Raw genomic sequence first — 21,957 nt, 5'->3', positions numbered from 1 at the left:
GGCGCAGGGAGGCAGTTTATCAATGAAGCGCGGAGTTCGTTGACCCTCCCGCGCAACCGCAGGACGGATCATCGTCGATCTCTACGCGGCCCGCATTTCGGCGAGGCACATCAGGTGTGGGCAGGGTGCGGAAGTTCGGCGTCCCCTAGGCCAGGATGAAGTTCGAATCGTGCAGCGTTCCGACGTAGTTGGTCAGGTGGATCTCGACATCGTTTGCATCCAACACGCCGTCGCCATTGACGTCGATCTGAAGGGTTGCATTCCCGCTTGCATTGTCGACGCGCGCCTCGGATTGCGGAGCTTGCGCCGTTCCGTCGAACGTCCCGGTGCCGACGAAGTGAACCGCTCCGGTGAATCCATTCGGCCCGGTCATGTTCTTGAACGTGAACGTGTCGCTGGTTGCATCGAAATTGACGATGGTATCGCCATTGCCGGTCTGCGAGTCGCCGACGGCGTTGAAGTTGAAGTTCACGGCCGAGGACCCGACGGTGATCATGTCGGCGCCGGCCCCGCCGGTTATCGTCGTGGCGGTCGCGCCGGTGCTGATGGTGATGAAGTCGTTGCCGGCGCTGCCGTTGACGGTCTCGGTATTGACGACCGTGACGCCGCCAGCGGTCGATTGGAAGTTGATGGTGTCGTTGCCGGCGCCCATGTCGAACACCGTTCCGAACGACTGTTGCGTCACGGTCAGCGTGTCGTCGGAAGCGCTTCCGTTCAGCTGCGCCATATTGAACAAGCTGTCGAGCGAGTTGACGCCGGCGGCGAGGTTCAGCGTGTTGTTGCCCTGTGCGAGGTTAACCGAGACGCCGGTGACGTCGTTCAGCAATGTTAGTGTGTCGTCGGACGGCGCGCCCGAGAAGTCGTTGCTGCTGATGGATTCGACGTTGCTGACCGCAACGGAGTTGGTGCCGCTGGCCAGTATGAGCGTGTCGTTACCGCCGCCGAGATCGATGGCGATGCCCGACACATCGTTGTTGAGCTGCACGAAGTCGTCCAGCGCGTTGCCGTTGATGTGCTGGATGTTCAACACGGTCAGCGATAGGCCGCCAGAGCTGAAGTTCAGAGTATTGTCACCCGCACCGAGATCGATGATCGAATTGTTGTTCGGCCCGAAGACGCCGTCAGTCACCGTCAGCACGTCATCGGATGACGTTCCGTTGATGTGCTGGACATTGAAGATGTCGACCAGCGAGTTGGCGCCTGCGGCGAGATTCATCGTGTTGTTGCCGTTGCCCAGGTTAACCGAAACGCCGGTGACGTCGTTCAGCAGCGTCAGCGTATCGTCCGAGCTACCGGAGAAATCGCTGCCGTTCACGTTTTCTACGTTGTGGACGGTGAGTGAGTTGAGGCCGTTGGCGAGACTGACAAAGTCGTTGCCCGCGCCGCCATCGATCGACAATCCGTTGGCGTTGTTGGTCAGGTTGATGAAGTCGTCGCCGCTGCTGCCGAGGACGTTTTCGACGTTGGTCAAGGTGAGTGAGGCGCCACCGGTCGCCAGGATCACGGTGTCGTTGCCAGCGCCGAGATCGATCGGATGCCCGAAGCTGCTGCCTCCAACCATAGGGTAGTCGTCGCCTGCCGTTCCGTGGAGGGCGTTGCCGTTGGCTCCGAGGCCCATGCTCGAGATGTCGATCGGGTTGGCTGCTGTCCCCGAGGCGAGCAGGGTGGTGACGTCGCTAAACTGGAGAACCTCGACATTGGTGAGAACGTCGGTGCCGTCCCGGGCGGAATTGGAATCCGCGACCTGGATCTGGCCGCCTGCGAGGGTCGTGATGGTGTAGGCCGAGGAGGGACCGGTATAGATGGCCATGTCGGTTCCGGCACCACCATCGATCGTGTCGGCGCCGGCCTGGGCGGTGATCTGGTCGTTGCCGCCGCCGGCATTGATCGTGTCGCTACCGCCGCCGCCGAAGAACAACTCATTGCCGCCGCCGCCGATCAGGGTGTCGTTGAAGTTCGATCCCTGGACGGAATTGACGCCGCCGGTGATGGTGTCGGTACCGACATTGGCGAGATCGCCGCCGGCCGTGCCATGTGCGGTCCCGAGCGACAGGTCGACCGTCACGGCGGCCGCCGCCTGCGCATAGGCGATGCGTGTGTTACCGTTGCCGGTGATGGTGTCGTTACCGCCGAGGCCCTCGAACAGGTTGAAGGTACCGCTATTGAAGGTGCCACTATCGGTGAATCCGGTCGCGTCGTAGGTGTCGGCCAATTGGCTCCCGGTCGCGCTGTTGACGCCGGAGAAGGTATCGGTTCCGACGGAGGCATCTCCCGTCGCAGTGCCGGCGGCGAGGTGGATCGTCACCCCGGCAGCAGCGCTGCTGTAGATCACCCGGGTGTTGCCGTTACCCACGATGGTGTCGTTACCGCCGAGACCTTCGAACTGGTTGAACGTGCCGTTGTTGCCGATATTGAGGGCTCCGGCGGTGCCGAATGTGCTGGCGTCGTATGAATCGTTGAAATTGGTGCCCTGGATCGCTTCGATCGAACGCAGCGTGTCGTTACCGATGGACGCATCGCCCGTGGCTGTTCCCGCGCCCATATTGACGGTCACCGGACCAGTCGAGAAGTAGATGTTGTTGTAGCTCGCGAGGTCGAAGCCGCCGCGGCCATCGATGTAGTCGTTGCCGGCGAGACCGGTGAAGGTTTCGGTACCGGTGGCGTTGTTGCTGCCGAGCAGGGTGTCGTCGAACATCGAAGCCTGGATGGCGTTGACGCCGGAGAAGGTGTCGCTGCCGGTCGAGGCGTCACCCGAGTCGGTTCCGGCCGCGATGTCGACCGTCACTCCGCCGGTGGCGTTGACGAAGGCAAGGCGCGTGTTGCCGTTGCCCGTGATGCTGTCGTTGCCGCCCATGCCGTTGAATTCGTTGAAAGTACCGTTGGAGCCGGGATTGACACCGGATCCCGAGAAGCCGACGGCATTGTACGTGTCGACGAAATTGGTGCCGCGGATGGATTCGATGGAAACGAGCGTATCTGTCCCGATCGTGGAGTCTCCGGTCACGGTTCCGGCTGCCATGTTGGCCGTGATACCGGACGCCGTTGCCGGGTCGAGCGCATAGTCGGCGCGGTCGAAACCACCGCGCCCATTGAGCGTGTCGTTGCCGCCGCGGCCGTCGAATATCTCGACCGTGCCGCTGGCGTTGTTGCTGCCGAGGAGGGTGTCGGAGAAGGCGGAGCCGATCACGGCAGCAAAGCCCGATCCGACGAGGGTATCGGTGCCGACATTCGCCGTATCGCCTGCGGCGGTGCCGTGGGCGGTTCCGGCCGCGAGGTCGACCGTCACGGCTGCGGCTGCGCTGACATAGGAGAGGCGCGTCATCGGCGCCCCCTGGCTGTTGGCATCGCTGATAATGGTGTCGTTGCCGCCGCGGCCTTCGATCTCGCTGAGGCCGAGCGGATTTCCCGCAATACCGCTGTCGCCGAGGAACCCGGACGTATTGATCGTGTCAGCGAAGTCGCTGCCGACGATGGCCTCGATGTTGACGAGCGTGTCCGAGCCTGATCCGCCGGTCACCGTACCCGCGGCAAGGTTGACGGTGATGGCGCTGGTGGCGTCGGTATAGATCGCGCGATCGAAGCCCTGGCCGCCGTCCAGCGTATCGTTGCCGCCGAGCCCCTGTAGCTTGTCGTTGCCGCCAAGGCCCTGGATGGTGTCGTCGCCGGCCGTGCCAACCAGATTATTGTTGCTGGCATCTCCGACGACGAGTGCGCCCGTCGTGACGCTGATCGTGATGGTTTTGTCGAAGGTGAGCCCTCCGGAATCGGTGTCGCGCACGACCACCTGCTGTGGGCCAGCGGACAGTGCGCCCGCAACCACCAGACTGTTGCCGCTGACCGCAAACTGGCCCCCGGCATTGTCGAGCAGCGAGAACGTTGCACTATCGCCCACATCCGGGTCGACCGCCGAGAGTGTGCCGACAACCGTGCCGTTGGCCGTTCCCTGCGGCACGGTGGCGTTGGACAGTGAAATGGCGGTCGGCGCCTCGTTGACGTTGGTCGTCGCGATGGTGAACGTCGTGTCGTGGGACAATCCGCCGGAATCGGTGGCACGGATCGTGACCTGGTGGGAGGCCGCCTGCTCGAAGTCGAGCACGGCGGTGGTGACCAGATTGCCGTTCGAGATCGCGAACAGGCCGCCGGCATTGTCCGTGAGCGTGAAGGTGGCGCTGTCGCCCGCATCCGGATCGATCGCCGACAGGGCGCCGACGACGGCGCCGGCCGCGCTGTTCTCCGCAACCGAGGCGTTGGACAGCAGCACGGCGGTCGGCGCCTCGTTGACGTTTCCAGTGGCGATGGTGAAGGTCTTGTCGAAGGACAGCCCACCGGCATCGGTGGCGCGGACGGTGACCAGGTGCGAGGCTGCCTGTTCGTAGTCGAGCGGGGCAGTGGTGACGATATTGCCGTTGGCGATGGCGAACAGGCCGCCGGCATCATTCGGCAGGGTGAAGGTGGCAGAATCGTTCGCATCCGGATCGATTGCCGCGAGGCTACCGACGATGGTGCCGGCGGGCGAATTCTCCAGAACGGACGCGTTCGTCAGGGTGACGTCGGTCGGAGCCTCGTTCACATTGGTGACGCCGATCTGAAGCGTCTTGCTGAAGGTGGCACCCGCGGTATCGGCGACCTGCACGACGACCTGATAGGAGGCCGCCTGCTCGAAGTCGAGCGGTGCCGTGGTCACGAGGTTGCCGTTCGAGATCGCGAACAGGCCGCCCGCGCTGTTCGTCAGCGTGAAGGCGGCGCCGTCGCCGGCGTCCGGGTCGGTGTCCGACAGCGTGCCGACGACGGTGCCGGCGGGGCTGTTCTCCGCAACGGTCGCGTTGGAAATCGCGATGTCGGTCGGTGCGTGGTTCGGCGCGATCACCGCGAAGTTGGCATCGCTTAGCGAGCCGGTGAGGCCGTTCATGACGACCACGATGTCGCTGCCGTCGATCGTGCCGTTGCCGTCGACGTCGATCTGGAGCTGGGTCTGGCCGCCGACATTGGCGAGGATCGCCTCGGTATGCGGTGTCGCGGGCGAGCCGTCGAGCACGCCCGATGCCATGAAGTGCACCGAGCCTGCGAGACCTGCGACGCCGTCCAGCAGGAACTGGTCGTGCGCGGCATCGAAATTGTTGATCGTGTCCTCGCCGGTCATCGTGGAGGAATCGGATGCATCGGTGTAGCGGATAATGTCGGTCGCGGCGCTCGCCGTGATGACGTCGCTGCCGACGCCGCCGGTCACGGTCGTGGTGCCTGACGCGTTGGCGATGGTGATGAAGTCGGTCTGGCTGCTGCCGTTGACGTGTTCGACATTGGCGACGGTGACACCACCGGTGAAGCCGGTCAGATTCAGCGTGTCGTTGCCGGCACCGAGGTCGATGGTGTCGCCGCCGGCGTCGTTCAGCATGGTCAGGACGTCGTCCGACGCCGTGCCGTAGATGTGCTGGACGTTGAAGGCGGTGATCGAATTGGTCCCGGCCGCAAGGTTCAGGGTGTTGTTGCCCTCTTGCAGATTGACGGTCAGGTTGCTGACATCATTCAGCAGCGTCAGCGTGTCGTCGGACGCGGCGGAGCCTGTGCCGCCGATATAGTCGCCGGTGCCAACGTTCTGGAGTCCGGTCAGCGCGAGGCTGTTGCTTCCAGCCGCGATTTGCAGGCCCGAATTGCCGCCGCCGAAGTCGATGGCGAGGCCGCTCTGGTCGTTGGTCAGGGTGTAGAAGGCATTGGCCGACGTGACGACCATATGCTCGACATTGTGGAGCGCGAAGCCTCCAAATTGCGAGCTGACCGTCAGCGTGTCGTTGCCGGCGCCGAGATCGATCGATACATCGTTGTTCGGCGAGTATAGGCCGTTGGCGATCGACAAGGAATCGTCGGAAGCAGTACCGTTGATGGTATCGACGCTGAAGATGTTGACGAAGGCGTTGGCGCCGGCGGCGAGGTTCAGCGTGTTGATGCCGTTGGCGAGGTTGACCGACAGTCCAGTTACATTGTTGAGCAGGCTCAGCGTGTCGTTGGAGAGGCTGCCGGTCGCGAAGTCGCTCCCGTTCAGGTTCTCGATATTGCTCGTGCTGACGGAGTTCGAGCCGTTGGCCAGATTGACGGTGTCGTTGCCGCCACCCATGTCGATGGTCAGGCCGTTGACGTTGGAGGCGAAGCCGACGAAATCGTCGCCGGCGGTACCGACGAGATACTCGACATTGGCGAGGTTGAGGTTGTAGCCGCCGGTGACGCCGAGGATCACGGTGTCGTTCGCGCCGGCGCCGAGGTCGATGAGGTGGCCCGACAGGCCCTGGTTGATCTTGACGTAATCGTCGGCCGATCCGGTCGCCGACGTGAACGGATTGGTGGCCGCGTTGAAGTACAGCCTGGTGTCGGAGAGGTCGACGGGGTTCGCGGCGCTGCCCGACGTGATCAGGACGGTGCCGTTGGTGAATTGCAACGCTTCGACGTTGGTCAGCGTATCCGTGCCGTCGCGTCCGGCGACGTTGTCGGTCACCGTGGCGTGGCCGGCGCCGTCGGTCGAAATCGAATACTGAGTCTTGGTTCCGGAATAGATGGCGATGTCGCCGCCGGCACCGCCGTTGATCTGGTCGTTGCCGCCGTTGCCGACGAACATGTCGCTGCCGGCGCTGCCGATCAGGGTGTCGGCGAAGGCCGAGCCGGTTACGCTGAAGACGCCGGTGAAGCTGTCAGTCCCGATCGCCGCCAGATCGCCCGCCGCGGTCCCGTGAGCCGTGCCGAGCGACAGGTCCACCGTGACCGCCGCCGTGGCATTGGCGTAGATCACGCGGGTATTGCCGTTGCCGGTGATGATGTCGTTGCCGCCCAGGCCCTCGAACTGGTTGAATGTGCCGTTGTTGCCGACGTTGAACGCGCCGGCCGCTCCGTACCCGGTCGCGTTGTAGGTGTCGGCGTTCACCGTGCCCTGGATGCCCTCGATCGAGCGCAGCGTATCGGTGCCGATCGAGGAATCGCCGACGACGATGCCGGCCGCCATGTTGACGGCGATGCTGCCGGTCGACAGGTAGATGTTGTTGTAGCTGGCGATGTCGAAGCCGCCGCGGCCGTCGATATAGTCGTTACCGGCATTGCCGGTGAAGGTCTCGGTCACGGCCGTGTTGTTGCTGCCGTAGATCGTGTCGTCGAACATCGATCCCTGCACAGCGTTCACGCCGCTGAAGGTGTCGGTGCCGACCGAGGCGTCTCCGGTGGCGGTGCCCGTGCCCGGCGTCGCGCCGGTTTGCAGGTCCACGCTCACGCCGGCGGTCGCATTGTTGAAGCTGATGCGGGTGTTGCCGTTGCCGATGATGGAGTCGTTGCCGCCACCACCGGTGAATTCGTTGAACGTCCCGTTCGATCCGGCATTGATGCTGGTCCCGGAGAACCCGGTAGCGTCATAGGTGTCGGCGAAATTGGTACCCCGGACCGCTTCGATCGAGATCAGGGTGTCGGTCCCGACGGAGGCGTCGCCCGTGACGGTGCCGGCGGCCAGGTGGACCGTGATGCCCAATGTCGTGGTCGGATCCTGGTTGTAGTCGGCGCGGTCGAAGCCGCCGCGGCCGTCGAACGTGTCGTTACCGGCGAAGCTCGAGAACACTTCGACGGTGCCGAAGCCGTTATTGCTGCCGCGCAAGATGTCGTCGTGGCTCGAGCCCCAGACCGACTGGATGCCTCCGTGGAACGTGTCGTGCCCGACGGACGCGTCGCCGTCGGCGGTGCCGGCGGCGAGGTCGACGGTCACGCCGGCGGTGGCGCTCACATAGGAGACCCGCGTCAGGAAGGCGCCCTCGGCGTTGACGGTGCCGGTGATGCTATCGTCGCCGCCGCCGCCCTCGAATTCGTTGTAGCCGATCGGGGAGCCCGGGATGCCGGAGACCCCGGTGAATCCGGTCGCATCATAGGTGTCGGCGAAGGCACTGCCGACGATGCCTTCGATGTTGACGAGCGTGTCGCTGTCGACGCCCGCGCCCGACGCGGTGCCGGCGGCCATGTTGATGGTGACGCCGCCGGTCGCATCGGTGTAGAGCGCGCGATCGAAACCAGCGCCGCCATCGATATGATCGTTACCGGCATTGCCGGCGATCCGGTCGTTGCCGGCTCCGCCGAACAGCAGATCGGTGCCGTCGCCGCCCGAAATCTGGTCGTTGCCTTCGCGTCCGTCGATGGTGTCGATGGCTGCCGTTCCGGTCAGGACGTCATTGCCCGACGTGCCGAGGACGGGGCCGGCTGGACTGGCGACCACCGCCTGGCTCACCTGGGTCGACAGATTGTCGACATAGGTCTGGGTCACCGCGGAGGTTTGGTTGGGGTCGGCGAAGTTGGTGATGGCCGCGAGCGAGGCTGTTGCGTCGCCCTGGGCGACCTGGGCCGCCTGGGCGATGGTGGTGACGTCGTGGGCGCCCTGGATGCTGGCGTTGGCGGCCTGGACTACGCTGGTCACGGTCGTCAGGGCGTCGGAGCTGACGCCCGCGCTGGTCGCGATCGACTGGACCGATGCGCTCGAGGTCAGGATGGTTTCGCCGGGATTGAGCGTTACGCTGCCGGGGTTGGCGATGGCGTCCGCGATCGCAGCGACCACATCCGTCGACGAAACGCCGACGGCGGACATCTGCGCAATCGTGCTCTGCACCTGGACGCCGGCCGACAGCACGGCGGTCGCTGCCGTGTCGCCGGAGACGGCGGCGGGGACCGGATCGAAGGTCGTGATGTCGATATGGGTCGGGTCGATCCCGAAGGCGGTTGCGACCTGGTTGGTCGCATCGGCCGTCGAGACTCCGGTCGCGGCGATGGTCGTGATCAGGGTGGTCAGCGGCGTGACGACCGTAGATCCCTCCGGCGCCTTGAGCGTGCCCGAGAAGGCGAGCCCGGTGGAAATGTCGGTCCCGCCGGACATGATGAGGGTGCCGTGGGGGTTGTGCAGGGTGAAGCTGCCATCGGCATTGGTGACGGCCGAAGCTTCACCCGTGTCGTAGGTGCCGTTGCCATTGGCGTCTGCGAACACGAACGCGCCGGCGACGTAGCCGTCGACCGCGCGGGCGCTGGAGTCGCTCTGACTTGCCGAGACGTTGACCGTCATCAGGCCCGAGGCGAAGGCCTGTTGGCCGTTTTCGATCGATGCGACCGAGACGTTGAGCACCAACGTGTCCTGGTGCGCGTCGGCTCCGGGGATCAGTGCAAGCGTCGCCAGCGTGGCGGCGTCGGAGGGCACCTCCCAGTGGCCGTCGCCGTCGAAGAAGGTGCCGTGGTTGAGCGTATAGCCGGACGGAATGCCGGTGATGACGATCGGCGCCAGCGTGCCGCTATCGTCGACCAGATGGGCCGCAATGGAGAGCGAAATCGGGGCGTCGTCGGCGCCCGAGGCGGTTGCGATTTGCAGGGCAGGGGCGTCCTGGGTGCCCTGGATCGTGAACGCAACAGGCTTTTGCGTGCCGTCGACGGAGGAGACGGTGAAGGTCTCGATCCGGACCTCGCCCGCCGCGAGGCCCTGCACCGCAGCGTTATTGACGCTGTAGGTGTAATGGCCGTCGGCGGTGATGGTGAGCTGGCCGAGATTGCCCGCAGCCGATACCACATTGGTGGCGAAGGCGGACTGATCGTGATCCGCATCGCTCACCGTCAACTGGCCCGACACCGACAGGGTCGGCGTCGTTGCGTCTTCGGTGACGTCGTGCGCCTGCGGATCGCCGATGGTGGCCGCATCGTTGGTGCCGTGAACGCTGAACGAAATCACCTTGGCGGTGCCGTCAGACGAATGAACGGTGAAATTGTCGATATGGGTATCGCCAGCCGCGAGCGACTGGGTCGCGGAATTCGCAACCGCGTAGGTGTAGGTGCCGTCGGCCGCCAGTGTCAGGGTGCCGAGATTGCCGGCGCCCGTGATGGTGCCGGGCTGGAACGAGGACTGGTTCTGGTCCGGATCGACCACCGTCAACTGGCCTGACGCGACGAGGTTGCCGGAGGGCTGAACGCCGCTGTCTTCCGTGACGTCGTGGGTTTGCGGATCGCCGATGGCGGCGGCGTCGTTGGCACCATGGATCGTGAAGGAGACGACCTTCGACGTGCCGTCGACCGATTTGACGGTGAAGGTGTCGACCTTGCTGTCAGCGGCGCCGAGATATTGCACGGCGCTGTCGAGGACCGAGTAGGTGTAGCTGCCGCTGCTCTGTAGCGACAGCGTGCCGATATTGCCGGCTCCCGGGGCAACGGTGGTCTGGAACGCGGCCTGTCCGGCGTCGGGATCGCTGATCGAAATGGTGCCGGATGCCGTCAGCGTGCTGCCGCCGACGTCCTCGGTCACGCTGGCGTTGGTGGGATCGCCGATCGTTGCCGGCGTGTTCGCCGGGGTCCCGCCGTGAATGGTGAACGAGACCTGCTTGGTGGTGCCGTCGAGCGAGGTGACCGTGAAGACATCGACCTTCGAAGCGCCGGTGCCGAGCTGGGCCGCCACGCTTTCCGCAACGGAATAGGTGTAGCTGCCGTCGGCCGCGAGCGTCAGATGCCCGGAATTTCCCGCCGCCGAAACCACCGTGGTTTTGAACGCTCCTTCGCCTTGATCGGCGTCCGAGATCGAGATCGAGCCGGTCGCGGTCAAGCTCGACTTGGTCGGATCGGAATAGACATCGTGCACGCTGGGAGTGCCAATGACTGCGGCATCGTTGATGCCGTGGATGGTGAAGGACACCTGCTTCTGGGTGCCGTCGTAGGCGGTCACCGTGAAGGTCTCGGTCTTGGTCTGCCCGGCGCCGAGATACTGCACCTTGGAATCGTCAACCGAATAGGTGTAGGCGCCGTTGGTCGCGATCGAGAGTGCGCCAAGCGTGCCCGCCGCGGCCGTCACGGTGGTCTTGAAGGTGGACTGGTTCTGGTCGGCGTCGGAGATCGAAATGGTGCCGGAGGCGGTCAGCGTGGTGGGATTGGCATCTTCGGTCACGTCATGCACGGTCGGCGTGCCGATGATGGCGGCGTCGTTGGCCCCGTGGATAGTGAACGACACCTGCTTGGTGGTGCCGTCGAGTGCCGTCAGGGTAAAGGTATCGACCTTGGTATCGCCGGCGCCGAGATACTGCACCGCGCTGTCGAGCACGGCGTAGATGTAGGCGCCGTCGCTGCCGATGATCAGCACGCCGAGATTGCCGCTGCCGGCCAGCAGCGCCGGCTGGAATGCGGCCTCGCCCTGGTCGGCGTCGGTGATCGAGACGGTGCCGACCGCGTAGAGGATCGGGTTGGTGGCGTCCTCGGTCACATCGTGCACGGTCGGCGTGCCGATGATCGCGGCGTCGTTGACGCCATGGATGGTGAAGGACACCTGTTTGGTGGTGCCGTCGAGCGAGGTGACCGTGAAGGTATCGACCTTGGTCTGTCCCGCGCCGAGATATTGCACGGCGCTGTCGGCGACGGAGTAAGTATAGGTGCCATTGGCTGCAAGGACGAAGTTGCCGAGCGTACCAGCGGCCGACGTCACCGTCGTCTTGAAGGCGGCCTGACCCTGGTCGGCATCCGAGATCGAGATCGACCCTGAAACCGACAGGGTAGGTTGGCTGGCATCCTCGACCACGTCGTGCTGGGTCGGCGTTCCGATCACGGCTGCGTCGTTGGTGCCGTGGATGTTGAAGGTGATCTGCTTGGTGGTGCCGTCGAGCGCGGTGACCGTGAAGACATCGGTCTTGACCTGGCCGGCTCCGAGATATTGCACGGCGCTGTCGGCGACCGAATAGCTGTAGCTGCCGTTGCTCTGCAGGACCAGATTGCCGAGGTTGCCTGACGCCGAGATTACGGCGGTCTTGAACGCGGCCTCGCCCTGATCGGCATCCGAAATCGAGAGCGTGCCGGTCGCCTTGAGGGTGGGGCTGGTGGCATCTTCCACCACGTCGACGACGGTCGGCGTGCCGATGATGGCGATGTCATTGACGCCGTAGATGGTGAAGGCCACCTGCTTCTGGGTGCCGTCGAGCGAGGTGACCGTGAAGCTATCGACCTTGGTGTCGCCGGCGCCGAGATACTGCACCTTGCTGTCTGCTACCGAGTAGACGTAGGAGCCGTTGGCAGCGATGGTGAGGGTGCCGAGATCGCCCGAAGCGGCGATGACCGTCGTCTTGAAAGCCGCCTGCCCGGCATTGGCATCCGAAATCGAAATCGATCCCGCCGCAACCAGCGTCTGCAGATTGGTGTCTTCGGTGACGGTCGAATTCGTCGGCGTACCGATGATCGCGGCTGAATTTGACATGGCTGTGCCCCTCCCCAAAATTTATTGGTTAGCTGTCCAAACCCGGTTGGCTTTGTCAGTGTCGGCGCTCAAATGTTGCGTCGGTTGGATGGAAGTAAAAGCGTTTGGCGATCTGCAAAATTTTGGAGAATGTTTCTGAGAATGCGAAGTGCGTCAAGCTAGAAACAGAAAATAGGGAAAACTACGTACTGAAACTTAACAGGAGCGCACTGCACCATCGAACAAACAGCCCTCGGTTGCATCACGCGAGCATGGCGTACGCCCTTGTATGACCGCAGAAACTTCGATGCGGACGTATGTTATATCAACTCAAAAGAGAATTCGCATCGCGAAACATCCTCAGTTGGCGCCTGTTCTACGACGTGCCCGATTGCACACAAAGGAAATTTCAATGCGAAGACGGATCGCCAGTTGGCTGCTCAGATGCGATTGACACTTCGCAAATGTTGCTGACCGTCCGGCGATGAAATCAAAGAAATGGAGGCTTCTTATGGTCACCGCACAAGCCATCCACATAGCACCGGCCATTTCCGACATGACCCAAACGGGTCAATCTTAGCCCACTGCTTTTGCTCGCAGTGGCTGCGATGCTGCGCCTCGCTCTTCCTCAGCTGTGCCTTGCTGAGACCACCCTTGGTCTTCGCCGGCGGGCTCTTCGAATTTGCCGCGCAGCCTCATCAGCGGGGTGACGATACGCCCACCACCGCTTGGCGCAAGTTGGCTTGTCATCTGGCGATGATAGGCCCCGGTCGCATCCAGCAGGAGTAGGGTGTGGCCCGTGGGCGCGGTATCGAGTACGACGAAGTCGCTACGAGCCTCCGCAACAATGTGCGAGAAGGCATGGAAGACGGCCACTTCCTCAGTACATGGCGAAGCGAGGTCCTCAAGCAGCAGAGCTTTGCCTTGCTCGTCGAGGTCACGGCCCCGGCTCTCCAGGATTTTCGCGACATACCGCTTCGTCTCGTCCCGGGTGTCGATCCGGTCGACCGTCAGCCTGGGAATGATGCCATCGACGACGAAGGCGACGTGAGCTGCGGGATCGGTGGTGCTGAGGTGGACGGCATGACCCCGCTTGGCCAATCCCACGGCGATGGCGGCAGCAATCGTCGTCTTCCCGACGCCGCCCTTGCCCATGACCATGACGAGGCCGTGCTTATCCCGCGCGATGTCATCGACCAACCGGCCCAGGCCCGGCAGGTCAACCGGTTCGGCGCTTGGCATAGTGGCAGCAACTGGCGGCTGGCTGGAGGGCGACAAGAGCGCCCTCAAAGCCGTAAGACCGACGATATCGAAACCAAGCAACGGGATTTCGTCTCGCGGAAGTTTCGTGAGTGACGCAGGCATTGCCGCCAGCGCCTCGTCCTGATCTTGCTCAAGGGCAACCGCGACGGCGTCTGTTCGATCCGCGGCGTGGAAGCGGCCGTTCACCACGAGGAGCTGGTTCGAGAGATCGAGCGCATCGAGTTCGCCCGACGTTCTCGCCGCCTCGCGGATCGCGCCCTGATCGGCGCGGGTGACGAGGACGATGGTGGTCCGTTTGGAATCGCCCAAGGCTTGGAGCGCCATGCGAAAGCGGTCCTCCTGCATCTTCAAACCTGAATGCGGCCCGAGGCAGGATGCCCCCCGATCGTTGTCCTTGAGAAAGCCGGTCCACGCCTTTGGCAGGCTGAGCAGCCGTAGAGTATGGCCGGTCGGGGCCGTGTCGAATATGATGTGATCGAACCCCGCCATATCGCCGTCCAGTAGCCCCACGAACTCGTCGAAGGCGGCTATTTCAGTGGTGCAAGCCCCGGAGAGCTGCTCGCGCACAGTCGATCGCTCGCCGGCGGTCACCTCCGGTCCGAGCTGTTCGAGGACCCGGGTGCGATAGCTCTCGGCAGCAGACTCGGGATTGATATTCATCGCCGAAAGTCCGGCCACGTCGGGCACCGGCGTCGGGCGATCGGTCAACGTAACTTCGAGCATCTCGTCGAGGTTCGACGCAGGATCGGTGCTGACGAGAAGAACGCAAAGTCCACGGTCGGCGAGGCCAACGGCGGTAGCGCAAGCAAGCGAGGTCTTACCGACGCCGCCCTTTCCGGTAAAAAATAGATACGGGGTCGGGGCGTTCAAGGCGCGAAAGTGGGGCATCATAAGCTGTCCTGCGGCCGGTGCGGTCAGGCGACGATTTGCCGATCGGTCCCGATGCCGCGATGAGCATTGCGTTCAAGATAATTCATCGGCTCAATGCTTCAGGCACGCCGGAAAACCGGCGCGCACAAGCGCGCCCATACTTCGCGGAAGCAGGCTCAATTCACCGATTCAAGCGCAAGCGCAATCCCCTGGCCGCCGCCGATGCAAAGGGTGACGATACCCTTCTTGATGCCGTCGCGTTTCATCGAATGCAGCAATCGAGTGGTGAGCACCGCGCCGGAGGCACCGATGGGATGACCATGCGCGATCGCACCGCCTTCCACGTTGACGATGCCTGCGTCGAGACCCAGGTCCTTCGCAACCGCAACTGCGATCGCCGCGAAGGCTTCGTTGATCTCGATGCGCTGGATATCCGAGGTTTTCCAGCCGGCCCGTTCGAGCGCCTGCTTCACCGCCGGAACCGGCCCCAATCCGAACATACCTGGTTCGACAGCGCCTATCCCGTAGGCGACTAGGCGTGCCATGGGCGCCAGGCCCTTCTTGTCGGCCCAGGCGCGATCGGCCACGATCATGGCTGACGCGCCGGTATTGAGCCCGGGTGCGTTGCCGGCCGTGATGGTGCCGTCTTTACGGAACGCCGGCTTCAGCTTTCCGAGGCTTTCCATCGTTGTCTCCGGTCGATTGTGCTCGTCCTTGTCGAATTTTGTCGGGCCCTTGCGGGAGGCAATTTCGACTGCCGCGATTTCAGCGGCAAACTTGCCGCCAGCCTGAGCCGCGGAGAAGCGCTTTTGCGAGCGTTCGGCCCAACGGTCCTGCTCTTCGCGGGTGATCTGATGCGAGGCTGCGAGATCTTCCGTATGCCATCCGGAATGTTGACCGGAGAAGGCATCGTTGAGACCGTCCATCAGCATCGCATCGAATATCTTCGCATCACCCATGCGATAACCCCACCGCCCGGAGCCCATGAGATACGGGGCACGGTCCATGTTCTCCATGCCTCCGGCAACCGCGCTGTCAATGAATCCGAGCATCACCTCCTGAGCAGCGCTCGCGATCGCCTGCGCGCCCGAGCCACAGACCCGGTTGACTGTCAGCGCCGGAACACCGACGGGGACGCCGCCATTGATGGCCGCTTGCCGGGCCGGGTTCATCTTGTTGCCGGCTTGAATTACGTTGCCCATGACGATGGTGCCAACATCGTCGGGCGACAGTTTCGCGCGCTCAAGCGTTGCGCGGATCGCCACGGCACCGAGATCGACCACGGGCAGATCCTTCAGCGTGCCGCCATACGTGCCGATAGCGGTGCGCACGGGCGAACAGATTACGACTTCCCTATTGGCCATGAGTCATCTCCCGTTCTTCGAGTTGCATCGCTTTTGCGATGGGATGTCTGCCGAGGTTCAATAGCAACGCTGGCGGGAGCCCTTGTTGCGATGGATCAACGGACGGGAGTGACCAGCGGCCTGCAAGGTAACAAAAATACGGATAGCAATGGTCTGTTCTCGGCACGCTTGAGGCACGCCGCGCTCTGGCATCGCATCGACGCCCGGTATTGTCGTCAACGGCAAGGTGGTACACGCCGGGCGGCCTTGCCAAACCGGAAGACGTCGCGCGATGGCTCGCAGCCTAGCTGCGATGAAGACTAGAGCCCGAGTATCGGCTCAACACCAAAGACGCGCAACAGGCATAGAGGTGTAGCTCGTCGAGCTCGTTTGGTGTGCCCGTGGGCTACCGCGAACTTCGTGGCTGCAGGGCGAGCACACCAATATTCGCAGCAAGAAAATGTGCGCTCGTCAGGTCTCGACGACCTCGCCGTCTTCCTTCACGAACCGCCCGATGTGCGGGTTTGGCAAGAGATCCAGCACCGCTTCCGATGGGCGACACAGTTTTACGCCTATACGCGTCGTGCAACGATCGCGTTGAAGAGAGCGCTCGTTCGGGGCTCCATCTGGGTGAATCTAAGGAGTGGCGGTCCTTTAGTGGCCCAGGTTCTCTTTATCGCCCCGCATCCGCCAGTCGCGGCCAGCTTTGCGGTGATCCCAGTCCCTCTGGTCCATCATCTCCTGTAGCCGATGAGTATCCTTTTGCGTTGGCTTCGTCACCTTTGGCTGACCTTCGCCATTCGTCAGGGCTGGCGAGGAACGTTCGGGCTTTCCTATCTCGTCGGCGAAGCATGCCGCGCCTGATGACAGCAGGAAAATCACCGCTAGAACTTGAGCTAGAATGCACATGATAGCCTCCTGCAACGAAGTATCGGCCCGACGATCGGACAGATGTTGATCCACGTCATGGCTGCCCCTTAAGGACGGTCTCCGGATAGCATTCCCTTGTCTCGGCGGTTGATTCTGCTCAAGCGACGAAACCGGTTTCGGGAGAGAGTGGCGCCCATGTAACTATGGAACGAAGCCATGTCGTTTGAGCGGGTCCTGCGATGGACCCTGGTTGCGATTGCAATCGCAGGATTGACCGCGGGTATTCTCGCGCAAGTGGCGGGCCGGCCCGATCTGGCCGATCTCGCATGGGAGCTCGGCACGGCGCCCGTGATCGGCGGACTGGCGGTCTCGATCGTTAGGGATCTTCTGAGCGGCCGCCTCGGCGTGGACGCGATTGCGCTGCTGTCGATGAGCGCGGCGCTGGCACTCGGCCAGCCGTTGGCCGGCGCCGTGGTTGCGCTGATGTATTCCGGCGGCAACGTCCTGGAGGATATCGCGATCGCCCGGGCGGAACGCGACTTGCGATCCCTGGTTGATCGGGCGCCGCGGCAGGCCCATCGCAAGACTGGCGAGCAGATCGAGGAAGTTCCGATCGAGGCAGTCTCGGTCGGCGAGGAACTCCTGGTCAGGGCCGGCGAGATCATTCCGGTCGATGGTATCGTTGGTTCGGCCTCGGCCACCATCGACGAGTCCGCGGTGACCGGCGAACCCATTCCGATCGAGAAGACACGCGGCAGCGCAGTTCTTTCCGGTTCTCTGAATGCGGGTGAGACCTTCGAGCTGACCGTGACCGCGCCGGCCGGCGAGAGCACCTACGCCGGCATCGTACGCATGGTGACGGCGGCGCAAACAGCGAAGGCTCCGTTCGTGCGGCTGGCCGATCGCTTTGCGCTGATCCTCCTGCCGGTGACGCTCGTCGTCGCCTTCGTGGCGTGGCGGATCTCCGGTGATCTGACCCGGAGCCTCGCTGTGCTAGTGGCAGCGACGCCTTGTCCCCTGATTCTGGCCGCGCCAGTCGCATTTATCGCCGGAGTGGCGCAGGCGGCCCGCCGCGGCATCCTGGCCAAAGGCGGAGGGGCGCTGGAGGCGCTGGCTCGCGCGCACACGGTGTTGTTCGACAAGACCGGCACCCTGACGGTGGGCGGGGCGCGGTTGCTTTCGGTTGAGGTTGCGCCGGGGGAGGATCCGGACGAGGTCCTCACGCTTGGGGCATCGCTTGAGCAGGCCTCGCATCACGTGCTTGCCAAAACCGTGGTTGCGGCGGCCGTCGATCGCGGCCTGAAGCTGAAGGCGCCCGAACAAGTCAAAGAAGCCATGGGTTCTGGCCTGAGCGGCCTGATCGACGGCCGCCAGGTCACCGCCGGGTCGCGAGAGATGATTCTCTCACATGCCGAGCTGTCGGCGTGGGAGCTGCGGGCGGTCCGGCGAGCCTCGTGGCGCTCGGCTCTGATCGTTTTTGTCGCCGTGGATGGCCGTCCGATCGGTGCGCTGCTGCTTGCAGACGAGTTACGAGCTGATACGCCGCGAGCGATCCGGCTGCTCCGCGATGCTGGCATCGCGCGAATGGTCATGGTTACGGGCGACCGTGCTGCCGCAGCGCAGGCCATCGGTGCAGCGCTCGATCTTGACGCCGTGCTGGCCGACCGGGTCCCTTCGGACAAGGTCGAGGCGGTGCGCACGGAACAGCGGTTGCATCCGACCATCATGGTTGGCGATGGCATCAATGACGCCCCGGCGCTGGCCGTGGCGGATACCGGGGTTGCGCTCGGCGCGCGCGGCGCAAGCGCCTCGTCCGAGGCCGCAGATGTAGTGATTTTGGCCGACCGGCTCGATCGCGTTGGCGAGGCGATCATGATCGCGCAGCGGGCACGGCGTATCGCCCTGCAGAGCATTGTTGTCGGCATGGGGTTGTCGTTAGTGGCAATGGTGGCTGCTGCCGTGGGCTGGCTTGATCCCGTGCCGGCGGCGATCGTGCAGGAGGTCATCGACGTTGCAGTCATTCTGAACGCGCTGCGGGCGCTCACTCCGGGAAGCGGCAGAGGCGGCGCGCGCATCACCGAGGAACAGGGGCTGTCGTTGCATCACGATCATCAGGCCCTGGTCAAAGACCTCGACCGCTTGCGTAGAATCATTGATGCGCTGGACGACGCGACGCCCGAATCCGCCTCGGCTTTGATTGGCGAAGCTCAGCGCCTTGTTCAGAGTAGCGTGGTGATACACGAGCGCGACGATGAGGACAGCGTCTATCCGAAGCTTGCGGAGGTGCTTCGCGACCGCCACGGCCTCGCTGCCATGAGCCGTGCACATCGCGAGATACTGCACCTCGCGCGGTTACTCGATCGGATCGTGGAGGATCTGCCGTCAGAGAAGGTCGATCGCTATCTTGTCCGAGATGCCCAACGAGTGATCGAGGCGATCGAAACGCTAGTGCGCATGCACACAGCCCAAGAGGAGGATATTTACGAAGCCGTGGCGGCATAGGTGACCGCCCTTCTGTACGGTCCACACCGAATGTACATCGTCGCGCTCTAGGTCGGATCGAGTTTCGCCCAGCGTTCCTGACCCATTGATCTGCATCAGTGCGTGGGTTGAATTCTTCGCTTTGATAGATTCTCCTCAAACACAAACCACGTGGGAGGAAAATCATGATCATAAGATCTATTTTGGCAGGAGCACTCTTGGTCCCATTCCTGACGGAGGCGAGCATGGCTCAGAACTCGCTTCGCGTCGACGAGCACGTGTATCAGGGCGGCCCGAAATCGAGTGTTCCCCACGCAAGCCGAGTGACTGACCCTTACAGTGCTTACGGAATGGCTGGTGTTCAGAGCGGCCCCGGCGCGATGTATCCAACCATCCGGACGCCCCATCACTATCGAGGAGGCCCACAGACGGTGGTCCCGCATGCGTATTGACCCTCGTTTCGAGTGAAGAGCCGTGTCCAAATGCGATCGAGACCTAACTCGCACGCTTAGCATTGATTTGCCTAAGGCCGCATCAAGGATCGGTCAGGTAGCTCACGAACGAATTTTTAAGGCAATGGACAGCAACAAGGATGGCAAGCTGACCTTGGAAGAAATGCTGGCATTCATGCACGGGACGAGGAGCTCGGTCCCGCAGCAATAGCAGCCGTTCCGGGCAGGAGAGCATAGGTCTTGCGCCGAGTCAGCATTGGCTTGCGTGACGTCTCTGGACAATGCGCGGCGGCGAGCGGCGCTTCCGCCGCCGCGGCATATCAATGTTCCAGCGGCTGCCAGCCCGTATGGTCAAAATACTCGCCGTATTGAGCAAGCGCCCGCACGATCTTTATCCTTTATCGCCCCGCGATTGCGGCCAGCCTGGGTCTTCACATCGGCCGCACCGTCGATGATCTGCTCGAGGACAAGGTGAAGTTGCTGGTCGGCCTGTTCGGGCAGCTTGCAGTTTCCGACCACATAGTCGATCTGCGTTTGGAGACGCGTCGCCAGGGCTTCATATTGCGCAGGCGCAAACACATTGTTGTGAATGGGCGTCAACGATTGCGCCATAGCGACACGGATTTCGCCCATGCCGCGGCGCAGGGCATCGTCCGTCGACCACTTCTTGCCGTGGTCTAGCCGAAGCTGGACCGTCGCGGCTGGTCCGTCATGCGCGTGCGGTCCAGCGGCGAAGGCAGGTGGCCCCATGGCAAGCCCGAACGCGACGACTACGGGCATGAGTGACTTGGTCAGAAGGGTCACCGGGCTTTCTCCGAAGAATTTATTTGCTCGCAGATAGGAGGACGGCGACGGCCAGAGCTTGCGCTGGAGCAAAGTCCGGGGCGAATGAGCTGCGGCCCCACGACGCAGTATGCCTTGCAGGTCAGTCACCGCGCGGTCGTTAGCCAACTAGCTGAAGAAACTCCGGGCCTCCTTTGATTAGCGTGCAACACCGTGACAAGCAGCCTTGAGTCAGCTCAATGCAACGCTGCTCGATCAGTTCAAGCTGGCGCTGATATCGTCATGAGAGAAGGCAGCATGCAAAATCTCAAGCGAGCATTTTGGGGGACTCTGGCTGTTCTCGTCCTGCTCTGGCTGGTTGCGGAACCCCGTCCATTTGGGCCTGGGCCCTTTTTCCCACTTCGCGAGAGGATGGTGCAGCTAAGCGGCGTACTCGCAATCGGGTGCATGAGCATGGCGATGATCCTCGCCCTGCGACCGCGCTGGCCGGAGGCATGGCTGGGCGGCCTCGACAAAATGTACCGCTTGCACAAATGGCTCGGCATCGCAGCCCTTGTGACTGCCATTGTCCACTGGCTCTGGGCCAATGGCCCGAAGTGGCTGGTCGGCTGGGGTTTACTGGCACGACCGGAGCGTGGGGCAAGGCCCACCATCGAGAACCCGATCGAGGTCTTCCTTGGGACCCTGCATGGAACTGCGGAGGGGCTTGGCGAGTGGGCTTTCTACGCTGCCGTAGTGCTCATCGCGCTGGCGCTGATCCAGTATTTTCCCTACCGGCTCTTCTACAAGACACACCTGCTGCTCGCCCTTGCGTATCTGGTGCTGGTCTTTCACGCCGTCACGCTGACGAAGTTCAGCTACTGGATGTCACCGCTCGGCTGGACCATGGGTGTGCTGCTTGCCTGCGGTACGTGGGCGGCCGTTCTTGTCCTTTTGCGTCGGGTGGGCGCCGGGCGGCAGGTCAAGGGCAGGATCACCTCGCTGCAGTATTATCCTGGCGTCAAAGCACTCGAGACCGAAATCGAGGTGCTGCACGGATGGTCGGGCCACAAGCCGGGTCAGTTCGCCTTTGCCAGGTCGGACGCCTCAGAGGGCGCGCATCCGTACACAATCGCGTCCGGCTGGAACGCTGAACACCCCAAGATCACCTTCATCACCAAGGAACTCGGGGACCACACCAGCCGGCTGCGCGAGAAGCTCCGCATTGGACAGGAGGTGAAGGTCGAGGGGCCCTATGGCTGCTTCACCTTCGATGATGACTGCCCACACCAGATCTGGATCGGCGGTGGTATTGGCATCACGCCTTTCGTCGCCCGCATGAAAGAGTTGGCCATGCGCAAGGGAGCTCCCGATTGCCCTATGGTGCAGACGGTTCACCTCTTCCACACCACGGCTGACGTCGACGAGGAGGCCCTTGGCAAGCTCGCAGCAGATGCGCGGTCAGCCGATGTCCGCCTGCACGTTCTTATCGACGCTCGTGATGGACGGCTGACCGGCGAACGCGTTCGCGAAGCCGTACCTGAGTGGCGCAAGGCGAGCATCTGGTTTTGTGGTCCGACCGCCTTCGGTGGCGCCCTCAGGCGAGACTTCAGCACGCACGGCTTTCCTGTCAAAGAGCGGTTCCACCAGGAGCTCTTCGCGATGCGCTGACGGAGAGGTCGAAAGAGTTGCCTACTTCGATTTTCTACGAACTATCTGTGTCATG

Annotated in this window: 7 protein-coding genes and 2 pseudogenes; 3 read left to right on the top strand and 6 right to left on the bottom strand. The window is 63.0% G+C overall.

Going from position 1 to position 21,957, the window contains the following annotated elements; genetic code table 11:
• Positions 1–145 precede the first annotated feature (145 nt).
• The 5 genes and pseudogenes from EI171_RS29680 to EI171_RS29665 all read right to left on the bottom strand — a co-directional run bounded on the left by EI171_RS29680 (position 146) and on the right by EI171_RS29665 (position 16,629).
• A complete protein-coding gene (locus EI171_RS29680) occupies positions 146–12,211 on the bottom strand; it encodes a VCBS domain-containing protein (RefSeq protein WP_161535438.1) in 12,066 nt (4,021 codons plus the stop codon).
• 555 nt (positions 12,212–12,766) lie between these two features.
• Complete coding sequence (locus tag EI171_RS29675) at positions 12,767–14,341, bottom strand: TRC40/GET3/ArsA family transport-energizing ATPase (RefSeq protein WP_161535437.1); 1,575 nt, start codon at positions 14,339–14,341, stop codon at positions 12,767–12,769.
• A gap of 158 nt (positions 14,342–14,499) precedes the next feature.
• Positions 14,500–15,687 carry an acetyl-CoA C-acyltransferase gene (locus tag EI171_RS29670; protein WP_161535436.1) on the bottom strand — a complete coding sequence of 396 codons (1,188 nt, stop codon included), beginning with the start codon at positions 15,685–15,687 and terminating at the stop codon, positions 14,500–14,502.
• A 450-nt stretch (positions 15,688–16,137) separates the two neighbouring features.
• Positions 16,138–16,248: pseudogene (locus EI171_RS45885) on the bottom strand (arsenate reductase); the annotation flags it as partial.
• A 72-nt stretch (positions 16,249–16,320) separates the two neighbouring features.
• Entirely contained in the window at positions 16,321–16,629 is a 309-nt protein-coding gene (locus tag EI171_RS29665) for a hypothetical protein (protein WP_161535435.1), read from the bottom strand.
• A gap of 123 nt (positions 16,630–16,752) precedes the next feature.
• On the opposite strand from EI171_RS29665, the gene EI171_RS29660 reads away from it, so the two are divergent.
• Complete coding sequence (locus EI171_RS29660; RefSeq protein WP_161535434.1) at positions 16,753–19,038, top strand: heavy metal translocating P-type ATPase; 2,286 nt, start codon at positions 16,753–16,755, stop codon at positions 19,036–19,038.
• A 525-nt stretch (positions 19,039–19,563) separates the two neighbouring features.
• A pseudogene (locus tag EI171_RS29655) lies at positions 19,564–19,680 on the top strand (EF-hand domain-containing protein); the annotation flags it as partial.
• Between the two features lie 140 nt (positions 19,681–19,820).
• Here EI171_RS29655 and EI171_RS29650 read toward each other — a convergent pair.
• Positions 19,821–20,273: a hypothetical protein gene (locus EI171_RS29650; protein WP_246740287.1), complete on the bottom strand. Its 453-nt coding sequence runs from the start codon at positions 20,271–20,273 to the stop codon at positions 19,821–19,823.
• 276 nt (positions 20,274–20,549) lie between these two features.
• Between EI171_RS29650 and EI171_RS29645 the strand changes: the two genes are divergently transcribed.
• On the top strand, positions 20,550–21,902 hold the full coding sequence (locus EI171_RS29645; protein ID WP_161535433.1) for a ferric reductase-like transmembrane domain-containing protein: 1,353 nt from the start codon (positions 20,550–20,552) through the stop codon (positions 21,900–21,902).
• Positions 21,903–21,957 lie beyond the last annotated feature (55 nt).

The sequence above is a fragment of the Bradyrhizobium sp. LCT2 genome, assembly GCF_009931255.1.
GTDB lineage: Bacteria > Pseudomonadota > Alphaproteobacteria > Rhizobiales > Xanthobacteraceae > Bradyrhizobium > Bradyrhizobium diazoefficiens.
This window is presented reverse-complemented; position numbering and strand designations above follow the sequence as displayed.